The organism is Lentzea sp. NPDC036955 (assembly GCF_055608005.1).
In genome coordinates, this window is the sequence record NZ_JBVJRC010000003.1 from 603484 (window position 1) to 615038 (window position 11555).

11 protein-coding genes are annotated in these 11555 nt (G+C 70.7%); 2 read left to right on the forward strand and 9 right to left on the reverse strand.

Annotated features, from left to right (window positions below):
* Positions 1-180 precede the first annotated feature (180 nt).
* Positions 181-1392: an N-acetylglucosamine-6-phosphate deacetylase gene (nagA, locus tag ACZ7CF_RS12140; RefSeq protein ID WP_360385379.1), complete on the reverse strand. Its 1212-nt coding sequence runs from the start codon at positions 1390-1392 to the stop codon at positions 181-183.
* Positions 1393-1579: 187 nt separating this feature from the next.
* Here nagA and ACZ7CF_RS12145 point away from each other — a divergent pair, with 187 nt between their 5' ends.
* Positions 1580-2254, forward strand: a complete 675-nt coding sequence (locus tag ACZ7CF_RS12145) for a FadR/GntR family transcriptional regulator (RefSeq protein WP_360385377.1) — start codon at positions 1580-1582, stop codon at positions 2252-2254.
* On the opposite strand, the gene ACZ7CF_RS12150 is transcribed toward ACZ7CF_RS12145, so the two are convergent.
* A complete protein-coding gene (locus ACZ7CF_RS12150; protein ID WP_360385374.1) occupies positions 2240-3100 on the reverse strand; it encodes a LysR family transcriptional regulator in 861 nt (286 codons plus the stop codon). The genes ACZ7CF_RS12145 and ACZ7CF_RS12150 overlap by 15 nt on opposite strands.
* An 89-nt stretch (positions 3101-3189) precedes the next feature.
* On the opposite strand from ACZ7CF_RS12150, the gene dapA reads away from it, so the two are divergent.
* Positions 3190-4050, forward strand: a complete 861-nt coding sequence (dapA, locus tag ACZ7CF_RS12155) for a 4-hydroxy-tetrahydrodipicolinate synthase (RefSeq protein ID WP_360385372.1) — start codon at positions 3190-3192, stop codon at positions 4048-4050.
* Between the two features lie 14 nt (positions 4051-4064).
* Here dapA and ACZ7CF_RS12160 read toward each other — a convergent pair whose 3' ends face one another.
* From ACZ7CF_RS12160 to ACZ7CF_RS12190, 7 genes are read right to left on the reverse strand one after another with little or no spacing between them, the layout of a single operon-like run.
* The gene (locus ACZ7CF_RS12160) at positions 4065-5021 is read right to left on the reverse strand and encodes an aldo/keto reductase (RefSeq protein ID WP_458429592.1); all 957 of its coding nucleotides are present in this window, start codon (positions 5019-5021) and stop codon (positions 4065-4067) included.
* A 5-nt stretch (positions 5022-5026) separates the two neighbouring features.
* Positions 5027-6043 (reverse strand): ABC transporter permease, encoded by a 1017-nt coding sequence (locus tag ACZ7CF_RS12165; RefSeq protein WP_360385368.1) that lies wholly within the window; start codon positions 6041-6043, stop codon positions 5027-5029.
* A complete protein-coding gene (locus ACZ7CF_RS12170; protein ID WP_470369571.1) occupies positions 6040-7515 on the reverse strand; it encodes a sugar ABC transporter ATP-binding protein in 1476 nt (491 codons plus the stop codon). Before ACZ7CF_RS12170 ends, ACZ7CF_RS12165 begins: the two co-directional genes overlap by 4 nt.
* Complete coding sequence (locus ACZ7CF_RS12175) at positions 7512-8555, reverse strand: sugar ABC transporter substrate-binding protein (RefSeq protein WP_360385364.1); 1044 nt, start codon at positions 8553-8555, stop codon at positions 7512-7514. Before ACZ7CF_RS12175 ends, ACZ7CF_RS12170 begins: the two co-directional genes overlap by 4 nt.
* A gap of 14 nt (positions 8556-8569) precedes the next feature.
* Complete coding sequence (locus ACZ7CF_RS12180; protein ID WP_360385362.1) at positions 8570-9322, reverse strand: SDR family NAD(P)-dependent oxidoreductase; 753 nt, start codon at positions 9320-9322, stop codon at positions 8570-8572.
* Positions 9315-10625 (reverse strand): enolase C-terminal domain-like protein, encoded by a 1311-nt coding sequence (locus ACZ7CF_RS12185; protein WP_360385360.1) that lies wholly within the window; start codon positions 10623-10625, stop codon positions 9315-9317. The genes ACZ7CF_RS12180 and ACZ7CF_RS12185 overlap by 8 nt, the downstream gene beginning before the upstream one ends.
* A gap of 4 nt (positions 10626-10629) precedes the next feature.
* On the reverse strand, positions 10630-11484 hold the full coding sequence (locus ACZ7CF_RS12190) for a fumarylacetoacetate hydrolase family protein (RefSeq protein ID WP_470369572.1): 855 nt from the start codon (positions 11482-11484) through the stop codon (positions 10630-10632).
* Between the last annotated feature and the right edge of the window lie 71 nt (positions 11485-11555).

The window sequence follows — 11555 nt, forward strand, 5'->3', positions numbered from 1 at the left end:
CCGAAACACACCCGTTCCTGCGCCCGCAGGTATGGAAGCGCGCGGAGGGGGCGTTGCCCGTGGGTCAGAGGAGCGCCGGAGCTCCACGCCTCGAAACCGGCCCGGAAAACGGCCAGGGGGACCGCCGCCTCAGCAGACGATCCCCCTCAGCCCCACGAACCCAGCCGCTACGAACCGGGCCTACTGTCCAGCGGTCGCGTACCCCACCGCCCCGACGGGAGCAACGGGCGCAACCGGCACCGCGGCGTCGAACACGACCTCCCCGTCGACCCACACCTTCCTGGGCCGCAGCTCGTCGTCCCACCACACGAGGTCGGCCACGGCCCCCGGCGCCAGCCGCCCGAGCCCGGACTCGCCGATCGCCTCGGCCGGCACGATCGTCGCCGAGGCCAGCGCGTCCGCCGCGGGTACGCCGACGGACACGATGTTGCGCACGGCGCGGTCCAGCGTCAGCGCCGAGCCCGCGATCGTGCCCTCGGGGGAGCGGGGCACGCCGTCCTCGGTGAGGAGGACGTCCGCGCCGCCGAGGTGGTAGCGGCCAGGGGGCATGCCCGCCGCGGCCACGGCGTCGGTCACCAGGGCCACCCGTGCGCCGGCCGCGTTGAACACGAGGCGGCACACGTCCGGGCCCACGTGGGCCAGGTCGGCGATCAGGCCCAGCGTGAAGCGGTCGTCGACCAGGGCGACGCCGGGTACGCCGGGTTCGCGGTGGCCGAGGGGGCGCTGGGCGTTGAACAGGTGCGTCACCATGCGGGCACCCGCGTCGGCGGCGGCGCGGGTCTGTTCGCCGGTGGCGTCGGAGTGGCCGACGGCCACGAGCACCCCGGCGTCGACCAGGCGGCGGATCGCCTCGAAGCCGCCGGGCTGTTCGGGTGCCAGGGTCACCATGCGCAGCGCCCTGCGCAGGGCGTCGTCGTTCAGGAGCGCGTCGATCTGGTCGGGACCAGGCTCGACCATGAACGACGGGTCGTGCACGCCCGCCCGTTTCGGTGACAGGAACGGCCCCTCGAGGTGCACGCCGAGGGGACGTGCGCCCACCCCGTCGGGCAGTGCGGCCGAGGCGGCCAGCACGGCGCGGGCCTGGCGGATGACCACGTCGACCGGTGCGGTGATCAACGTGGGCAGGAAGCGGGTCACACCCGTGGCTGGCAGTGCTGCTGCGACCGAGCGCATGCCGGCGGCGTCCACCTCGGCGAAGTCGACGCCGACGGCGCCGTTCACCTGGACGTCGACCAGACCCGGTGTGAGCAGGCCGTCGGATAGGACCTCCGCGCCGGGTGGAGCTTCACCGGTGGTCACCTCGACGATGCGGCCATCCCTGATCCGCACCGAGGCAGGACCGACGATCGTGCGACCGAGCAAAGCGCGCGGTGCTGCGACAACGGCGTCCAAGATCCCTCCTTGAATGGTCCAGACCATTATGGCGACAACGGGGGTCCGCGTCACGTGTCGTTAGTAGATAACCATCCCACAAAACAGTGAGTGAATGAGCGTCATGTTTACCGGGACCCGTGTGGGTGATCGGAGGTGACGCATACTGGTGTCAGACATCCGAGGTCTACGACGAGTTGAGGGTGCTGTGGCAGTCACTGACGATGCGATCCTGCGCGTCAAGGAGATGATCGTGTCCGGCGAGCTGAAGCCGGGCGACCGTCTCCCGCGGGAGGCTGACCTGGCCGAACGCCTCGGTCTCTCGCGCAACTCGCTGCGCGAGGCCGTGAAGGCGCTGTCGCTCGTCCGGGTGCTCGACGTCCGCCAGGGCGACGGCACCTACGTCTCGTCGCTGCGCGCGGACGACCTGCTGGGCGCGCTCTCGTTCGTGCTCGACCTGCACCGCGGCGAAGATTCGGTGCTGGAGGTCCTCCAGGTCCGCCGCATCCTCGAACCCGCCGCGGCCGCGATGGCCGCCCAGCGCATCGACCCGGACGAGGTCGTGAAGCTGCGGACCCTGTGCGACGCCGCCGAGCAGGCGAAGTCCGTCGAAGAGCTGGTCGAGCACGACCTGGAGTTCCACCGCGCCATCGCCCAGTGCTCCGGCAACGCCTACCTCGCGCAGCTCCTCGACACCCTCGCCGGTCCCACGGTCCGGGTGCGGATCTGGCGCGGCATCACCCAGTCGAACGCCGTGGACCGCACGGTCGCCGAGCACCGCGCGATCGTGGACGCGCTCGCGGCGCACCAGCCGGAGCTGGCGCGCAGCTGGTCGACGGTGCACGTGGCCGGCGTGGAGCAGTGGCTGTCAGACCTGGCGTAGCTGCTCCAGCACCACCCGCACCGCCGGTTGCCCGTCCGCCCGCTTGCGCACCACCGCCGACACCGTGCGGAACACCTGCTGCTTCAACGGCCGCAACGCCACCCCGGGCCGCCGCGCCACCGAGGGCACCAACGCCACCCCGAGACCGGCTTCGACCAACCCGCACATGACACCGAAGTCGTCGCAGTAGGCCTGTGCCCGCGGCACGAACCCGGCCGCACCGCAGGCCCGCTGGGTCAGCTCGTGGCACGACGCGTCGGTGCGCGGCATGATCCACGGGCGGTCCGCCAGCAGTGCGAGGTCCACGGAGTCCTGTTGCACCAACGGGTCTGACAGCGGCAGGGCCACGTTCACCGGTTCCACGAACATCTCGTGCGACTCGCAGGACTCGGGCAGCGTGCGCGGCATGATGTTGTACGAGTGGATGACGGCGATGTCGACGTCGCCGCGCCGCAACGCGGGCAGTGACGACTCGGGTTCCATCTCGTGCACGAACAGGTCCACATCGGACCCGTGTGCCGAGCGCAGCAGCTGGATCACGCGCGGGAGCAACGCGGCCACCGACACGAACGCGCCGATGCGGACCACGCCGGAGACCGAGGTGCGCAGGGAGGCGAGGTCGGCTTCGGCCGCTGCCAGCTGGTCGAGGACGAGCTGGGTGTGCGCGGCGAGCACGTGGCCGGCGCGGGTCAGCGTCAGCCGGCGGCCCGCCCGTTCGACCAGGGCCACACCGGCCTCGCGTTCCAGTGCGGCGAGCTGCTGGGAGACCGCGGGCGAGGTCACGTGCAGGGCCTCGGCGGCCGCGGTGACCGTGCCGTGGACCGACAGGGCGTGGAGCAATCTCAAGCGCCGTACGTCCAACACAAAGCTCAGCTTAACGTTCCGGGCAGAACTTCTAACTGGAACTTCGCGAAAACTAGAGCCACGCTGGAGGCATGTTCGGACGAGTGCTGGTAGCGATGGTCACCCCGTTCACCCCTGACGGTGACCTGGACCTCGGGGGTGCGCAGGAGCTGGCGGCGCACCTCGTCGACAGGGGTGGTGCGGACGGGCTGGTCGTCAACGGGACGACCGGTGAGGCGCCGACCACCACCGACAGCGAGAAGGCGCGGGTCATCAGGGCCGTCAGCGAGGCGGTCGGTGACCGGACGCACGTCATCGCGGGTGTGGGGACCAACTCCACCCGCCACACCATTGAGCTCGCGCGGCAGGCTGAGGAGAACGGCGCGCACGGGCTGCTGGTCGTGACGCCCTACTACAGCAAGCCCACGCAGGAGGGCGTCGAGAACCACTTCCGGCGGGTGGCGGACGCGTCCGGGCTGCCGGCGCTGCTCTACGACATCCCCGGTCGCACGGCCACCGCGATCGACACCGAGACGCTGCTGCGGCTGGCCGAGCACCCGCGGATCGTGGGTGTGAAGGACTGCAAGGTCGACCTGCTGGCGACCGCGAGGGTCATCGCCGAGACCGGGCTCGACTACTACTCGGGCAACGACGAGCTGATCCTGCCGCTGTACTCGATCGGTGGCGTCGGCACGGTCAGCACCGTCGGGCACGTCGTCGGCAACGAGATCAAGGCGATGCTCGACGCCTACGACGAGGGTGACAACAAGGAGGCGCTGCGCCGGCACCAGGCGCTGCTGCCGGTGATCACGGCGATCATGACGCGCGAGCCGGGTGCCGTGGCGGTCAAGGCGGCGCTCACCCTGCTCGGGTTGCCCGCGGGTCCGGTGCGGGAGCCGCTGGCCGAGGCCACGCCGCGGCTGGTCGACGAGCTGAAGGCGTTGTTCGCCTAGGGGCGCGGACCCGGTCACGGCGTGGGCACCTCGGCACCGAGCAGGCCCGCGGACTTCAGCTCCTCCCACACCCCGGCCGGGATCGACGCCGAGAAGTACGCGCTGTTCGCGGTCATCTGCTCGGCCGTGCGCGCGCCGATCACGACCGACACGACGGCGGGGTGGCCGAGGGCGAACTGGATCGCCGCCTCGGGCAGCGTCACGCCGTGCCGCCCGCACACCTCGGCGATGGCGCGGGCGCGGGCCACGAGCTCCGGCGGCGCCTCCTCGTAGTTGTACCTGGCGTCCGCCGGCACGACCGGCTTCGACAGCAAGCCGGAGTTGAAGACACCGCACGCCACCACGGACACGCCGCGTTCAAGGCACAGCGGCAGGAACGTGGGCAGCGAGGGCTGTTCCAGCAGCGTGTACCGGCCGGCCAGCATCACCACGTCGATGTCGGTCTCGCGGACGAACCGCTCCGGCATCTCCCACTGGTTCATGCCGACGCCGATGGCACCCACGACCCCCTGCGACCGCAACGACTCCAGCGCCGGGTACGCCTCGCCGAACGCCGCGTCCCAGTGCTCGTCGGGATCGTGGATGTAGACGATCTCCACCCGGTCGGTCCCCAAACGCTCCAAAGAGGACTCAAGAGACCGCAGGACACCGTCGGCCGAGTAGTCGCGAATCCGCCGGAAGTGGCGCGGCACCGCGAAACCCTCGTCGTCCATCCCAGTGCCGTCGAACGGTTCCAGCACCCGCCCGACCTTCGTGGAGAGCACGTACCCGTCACGCGGGCGGCCGGACAGCGCCACGCCGAGGCGGCGTTCGGACAGGCCGAGGCCGTAGTGCGGCGCTGTGTCGAAGTAGCGGACACCGGTCTGCCAGGCGGCTTCGACCGCGCCGAAGGCCTCGGCGTCGGACACCTCCCGGTAGAGGTTGCCGATCGGCGCGGCACCGAAGCCGAGACGGGAAACGGGCACCTTCACGGGCGTCACTCCTGCTTCTGGCCGGTGGCGAACCTGGTCACGATCAGCGCGAGGATGATCACCGCGCCGTACGACGCCTTGATGTAGAACCCGGACACGCCCTGCAGCCGCAGGATCTGCTCCACGAGCCCCAGCATCAGCACGCCCGACAGCGCGCCGAACAGCGTGCCCTTGCCGCCCTGCAACGAGATCCCGCCGATCACCGCGGCCGCGAAGACCTGGAAGATCATGCCCTCGCCCTGCGTCGCGGCGACGGAGCCGAGGCGCCCGGTCATCAGGATGCCCGCGACGACCGCGAGCACGGAGCCGATGACCAGCACCAGCCACACCACCCGGTCGACCCGGATGCCGGCCGCGCGTGCCGCCTCGGAGTTGCCGCCGATGGCGTACAGCGACCGCCCGGCGCGCAGGTACTTCAGCACGAAGATCCCCGCGGCGTAGCAGACGATGCAGATCCACACCGCCGCCGGCAGCCCGAGCCACGTCGTGGAACCCAGGTACAGGAACGACTCCGGCACGTCGATCAGCGACTTGCCCTCGGTGATCGCGAGCTGCAGGCCGCGCAGCATGGTCAGCATGCCCAGGGTCACCATGAACCCGGACAGACCGACCTTGAGGATGAGGAACCCGTTCAGGCCGCCGATCACGACCCCGATCAGCAGGCACAGCGGCAGTGCCAGCCAGGCCGCCAGGCCGACGCCGAGGCCGCCGGACGACGCCGGAATGATCAACGCGACGGCCAGCGCGGGCGCGAGGCCGACGGTCGACTCGAGCGACAGGTCCATCTTGCCGACGACCAGGATCATCGCCTGGCCCAGCACCAGCAGCGAGAGCTCGCTCTGCTGGGTCAGCACGGCGATCAGGTTGCCGGAGGTGAGGAAGATCGGCGACAGGACAGAGCCGACGACCAGCAGCAGCACGATCACCGGGACCAGCGCCAGGTCCTGGTACCGCGCGAACTGGAACTTCTGCTTCCCCGGCGGTGTGGGCGCCGGGACGGGCGGAGTCATGGCCTTGGTCATTCCGCACTCATTCCTTCAATGGCAGAGATGAGCTCCTGGTCGCGCCAGCCGCGGGCGAACTCCCGCACCACCCGGCCGTGGAACATCACCAGAACACGGTCGCAGACCCGCAGGTCGTCGAGCTCGTCGGACACGACGACCGCCGCCTTGCCCCGGCGTGCCTGTGCGTCGACGACGCCGAGCAGCGACTCCTTGGACTTCACGTCGACACCCGCGGTGGGGTTGATCAGCACCAGCACGGCCGGGTCGCCCGCGAGGGCCCGCGCCATCACGACCTTCTGCTGGTTGCCGCCGGACAGGTCCGACACCGGCTGGTCCGGTCCCGCGGCCTTCACGTCGTAGGAGGCGATCGCCGTCGCCCCCGCCGCGCGCTGGGCCCGCGGCCACACGAACGCGCCGGCGGTGCTCAGCGTCGCGTTCTCCGCGATCGACAGGTCGAGCACGAGCCCCTGGTGGTGCCGGTCCCGTGGCACGCAACCGATTCCGGCTTTCAGGGCCGACGGCACGTCACCGCCGCGCACCGCGGTTCCGTCCACCGAGATCGTTCCCCCGGACGGTTTGCGCAGCCCGTAGACGGTCTCGGCGAACTCGTGCTTGCCCGACGACGCGCTGCCGGCCAGGCCGATCACCTCGCCGCGCGCCGCCGACAGCGTGACGTCCGAGAACGCGTCACCGCTCAGCGCCGACACGGTCAGCACGGCTTCGGCCGACGACGGCCGGTCGGCGCCGCTGGGCACGTTCAGCCCGCCCGCCTCACCGGTCATCGCCTCGATGAGGGCGGGTTTCGACATCTCCGCGACCGGTGCGGTGACGACGTGCCGCGCGTCGCGGTAGACCGTCACCGTCTGGCAGACCTCGTAGACCTCCTGCAGGTGGTGGGAGATGAACAGGAACGTCACCCCCTTGGCCTGCAACGACCGCATCCGCGCGAACAGCCGCTCGATCGCCGGGCCGTCGAGCTGCGCGGTCGGTTCGTCGAGGATCACGAACCGCGAGCCGATCGACAGCGCCCGTGCGATCTCGACGAGCTGCCGCTGCTCGACGGTCAGCGCCGAGACCAGCGCGTCCGGGTGGACCGCCACGTCGTAGGTCTCCAGCAGCTCGGCCGCCTCGCGGCGCAGCCTCTTCCAGCTGATCAGCCCGCCGCCGAGGTCCTGCCGGTTGATGAACAGGTTCTCGGCGACCGACAGCTCCGGCACGACCGTCGACCTCTGGTACACGCACGCGACGTGCCGCCGCCAGGCCGCCCGGTCGGCGACCGGGGGCGCTGGTTCGCCGAAGAACGCGACCTCGCCCGCGTCCGGTACCTGCATGCCGGTCAGGACGGAGACCAGCGTCGACTTGCCGGCGCCGTTGCGCCCGACGAGCGCGTGCGACTCACCGGCGCGGACCTCGATGCCCACGTCGTCCAAGGCGAGGGTGCGGCCGAACCGCTTGGTGACGCCACGCGCGGTGGCTGCGAGCTCGCTCATCCGCCGATCTGGTTGCCCCAGAAGGCCTTGTCGTCGACGTTGTCCTTGGTGATCAGCGGTGCCGCGAGCTGGTCCTCCATGCGGCCGCCGCCGGTGTCGACGATCGTCGAGTCGTGGTCGGTCTTGCCCGGCTGGAACGTCTTGCCCTCGACCGCGGCCTTGGCGTAGAAGAGCGCCCACTGCGCGTAGAGGTCGGCCGGCTGGGAGACGGTCGCGTCGATCTCGCCCTTGCGGATCGCCTCCAGCTCCTGCGGGATGCCGTCGTTGGAGACGATGAAGATGTGCTTGGGATCTGTCGGCGGGACGATGAGGTTCTTCTGCCGCAACACCTGCAGCGTCGGGGTGAGGAACGCGCCGCCGGCCTGCAGGTAGATGCCGTTGATGTCCGGGTGCTGGTTCAGCCGGGTCTGCAGGGCCGCGGACGCCTTGGCGCCCTCCCAGTCGGTCGGCTCCTCGAACACGGTGATGCCGGGGAAGTCCTCCTTCATGCAGGCGGCGAACGCCTCGGAGCGGTCGCGGCCGTTGACCGACGACAGCGCGCCCTGGAACTCGACGACCTTGCCCTTGCCGCCCAGCTTCTCGCCGAGGAACTTGCAGGCCTTCTCGCCGTAGGCCTTGTTGTCCGCGCGCACGACCATGTAGGTCTTGCCCTTGTCCGGGCGGGTGTCGACGGTGACGACGGGGATGTTCGCCTTCTCCAGCCGGTCCAGGGTGGACGCGATGGCACCGGTGTCCTGCGGGGCCATGATGATCGCCTTGGCGCCCTGCGACTGCAGTGACTGGGCGTTGGCGACGAGGTTCTCGACCTTGTTCTGCGAGTTGGTGGGGTTGAGCAGGTTGACGCCGAGGTCCTTGGCCTTCTCCGGGAAGTACTTGATGTAGGAGTTCCAGAAGTCGGTGTCGGCGCGCGGGTGGTCGGCGCCGATCGGGCCGACGCCACCGGCTCCCGCACCGCCGGCGCCGCCACCGCCGCAGGCGGACAGTGTCAGGGCACCGGCGAGGGCGAGGCACACCGCGGCGGTGAGGTTGCGACGCTTCATCGTTGAGCTGCCTTTCATTGCTGCTGGGGACGCAGGCGCAAGCCGTACATGCCGCCGTCGACGGCGAGGACCGTGCCGGCGGTGGAACCCGACAGCGGGCTCGCCAGGTAGGCGATCGCACCCGCGACCTCGTCGGCGGAGACGAGCCGGCCGTGCGGCTGGCGGGCCTCCAGCGCGGCCCGTTCGGCGGCCGGGTCCGGTGCCGAGTCGAGCAGGCGGCCCACCCACGGGGTGTCCGCGGTGCCGGGGGCGACCGCGTTGACGCGGATGCCCTCGCGGAGGTGGTCGGCGGCCATCGCGAGGGTCACCGCGTGCACCGCCCCCTTGCTGGCCGAGTAGAGGGCGCGCTGCGGCAGCCCCGACCACCCGGCGATCGAGCCGGTGTTCACGACCGCCGCTGCCGGCGAGTTGCGCAGGTGCGGCAGCGCGGCCCTGGTGACGCGGACGATGCCGAGGACGTTGACGTTCAGGACCTTCAGCCACTCCTCGTCGGAGTTGCCGGCCACGTCGCCTTGGGCGCCGATGCCGGCGTTGTTCACGACCACGTCGAGGCGCCCGAACCGCCGCACGACCTCGTCGACGGCGGCCCGCACGCTCTCGTCGTCGGAGACGTCCGCGCGGATGCCGGTGAGCGGCTCGGGCACGTCCGGGTTGAGGTCCAGCGCCGCGACGGTCGCTCCCCTGCTGCTCAGCAGGGTCGCCGTGGCGAGGCCGATGCCGGACGCACCGCCCGTGACGACGGCGACGAGGCCTTCGAAGTCAGTCATCCGCGTGCTCCAGTTCCGTCCACACGGGACCTCCGGGGTACGCGTAGTCGACGAGCGTCTCGTCCTTGAGCTGCGCGGAGAACCCCGGCGCCGTGGGTGCCAGGTAGCGGCCGTTCTCGACGACGGCGGGGTCGAGGAAGTGCTCGTGCAGGTGGTCGACCCACTCGATCACCCGCTCGCCGACCTCACCGGAGACGGCGACGTAGTCGAAGAACGACAGGTGCCTGACCAGCTCGCACAGGCCGACACCGCCGGCGTGCGGGCACACCGGCACACCGAACTTCTTGGCCAGCAACAAGATCGCGATGTTCTCGTTCACACCGGCGACCCGGCAGGCGTCGAGCTGCAGCACGTCGATCGCACCGGCCTGCAGCAGCTGCTTGAACACCACGCGGTTCTGCACGTGCTCGCCGGTGGCGATCCTCATCGGGGCGAGCGCCTCGCCGATGGCGCGGTGGGCCAGCACGTCGTCCGGTGAGGTGGGCTCCTCGATCCAGTACGGGTCGTACGGTGCCAGCTCGCGCATCCACCTGACCGCGGTGCCGACGTCCCAGCGCTGGTTCGCGTCGACCGCGACCCGCACCTCGTCGCCGACGACCTCGCGGGCGAGCTTCATCCGCCGCACGTCGTCGTCGAGGCTGCCGCCGACCTTGAGCTTGATCATGTCGAAGCCGTCGGCGAGGGCCTGGCGGGCGAGCGTCGCGAGCTTCTCGTCGGAGTAGCCGAGCCAGCCCGGTGACGTCGTGTAGGCCGGATATCCGTCGCGGGCAACGGACTCCGCGCGTTCTGCCTTGCCGGGCTCGACCGCGCGCAGCAGCCGCAGCGCCTCGTCCGGTGTCAGCGCGTCGGAGAGGTAGCGGAAGTCGACGAGCCCGACGACCTCCTCGGGTGTCATGCGGGCGAGGAACCGCCAGACCGGCAGCCCGGCGCGGCGGGCGGCGAGGTCCCACGCGGCGTTGACGACCGCGCCGATCGCCATGTGCGCCACGCCCTTCTCCGGGCCGAGCCAGCGCAGCTGCGAGTCGCCGATCAGCTCGAAGTACAGCTCGCCCAGCGCCTGCGCGGTCTCCGGCACGGCCTTGCCGACGACGTGCGGGGCCAGCGCCTTGATCGCGGCGGCCTGCACGTCGTTGCCGCGGCCGATGGTGAACGCGAGGCCGTGGCCCTCCGGTCCGTCGTCGGTGCGCAGCACGACGTAGGCGGCGGAGTAGTCGGGGTCGGGGTTCATCGCGTCGGAGCCGTCGAGCTCGCGCGAGGTCGGGAAGCGGATGTCGAGCACGTCCAGTGCGGTGATCGTGGGCATGGGCTCAGGCCTGCCCGAGGGTCTGCCGCTGCTTGCCGAGGCCCTCGATCTCCAGCTCGACCACGTCGCCGGCGCGCAGGTACGGCTTGGGCTCGGGCTGGCCGAGCGCCACCCCAGCGGGTGTACCTGTGTTGATGACGTCACCCGGACGAAGGACGAGGAACTGGCTGAGGTAGCGCACGACCTCCGCGATCGGGAAGATCATGTTCTTGGTGGTGGAGTTCTGCTTCAGCTCGCCGTTCACCCAGAGCCGCATCGCGAGGTCCTGCGGGTCGGCGATCTCGTCTGCGGGCACGAGGAAGGGACCGAGCGGGTTGAACGTCTCGCAGTTCTTGCCCTTGTCCCAGGTGCCGCCGCGCTCGATCTGGAACTCGCGTTCCGAGACGTCGTGCGAGAGCACGTACGCGCCGACGCACGCCAGGGCGTCCTCTTCGGACTCCAGGTAGCGGGCGGTGCGCCCGATGACGACGCCGAGCTCGACCTCCCAGTCGGTCTTCACCGACCGGCGGGGCACGAGCACCTCGTCGTACGGTCCGACGACCGTGTCCGGCGTCTTGAGGAACACCACGGGTTCGCCGGGGATGTCGGCGCCGGTCTCCTCCGCGTGGTCGCGGTAGTTGAGGCCGATGCAGATGATCTTGCCGGGGTGCGCGAGCGGCGCTCCGACCCGCACCCCCTCGGTGTCGAGCGCCTGGAGCTCGCCCGCGTCGAGGGCGGCGCGGACGCGGGCGACACCGCCGTCGGCGAGGAAGCCGCCGTCGATGTCGGGGGTGATCGGCAGGAGGTCGTACGTCGTCCCGTCGCCGGTCCTCACCGCGGGACGTTCAGCGCCGACCGGTCCGAGCCGCAGAAGCTGCACGGCGGTTCCTCCTCTGCTCACACCGCACGAAATACATCGGATGTATAGCCCTGCCGAGGCACTCGCGTCTA

What these genes read in the sequence shown, in the direction of transcription:
- dapA (WP_360385372.1), top strand. Translation starts at nt 3,190, where the DNA reads ATGTTCGGACGAGTGCTGGTAGCGATGGTCACCCCGTTCACCCCTGAC.
- ACZ7CF_RS12165 (WP_360385368.1), bottom strand. Translation starts at nt 6,043, where the DNA reads ATGACCAAGGCCATGACTCCGCCCGTCCCGGCGCCCACACCGCCGGGG.
- ACZ7CF_RS12170 (WP_470369571.1), bottom strand. Translation starts at nt 7,515, where the DNA reads ATGAGCGAGCTCGCAGCCACCGCGCGTGGCGTCACCAAGCGGTTCGGC.
- ACZ7CF_RS12175 (WP_360385364.1), bottom strand. Translation starts at nt 8,555, where the DNA reads ATGAAGCGTCGCAACCTCACCGCCGCGGTGTGCCTCGCCCTCGCCGGT.
- ACZ7CF_RS12180 (WP_360385362.1), bottom strand. Translation starts at nt 9,322, where the DNA reads ATGACTGACTTCGAAGGCCTCGTCGCCGTCGTCACGGGCGGTGCGTCC.
- ACZ7CF_RS12185 (WP_360385360.1), bottom strand. Translation starts at nt 10,625, where the DNA reads ATGCCCACGATCACCGCACTGGACGTGCTCGACATCCGCTTCCCGACC.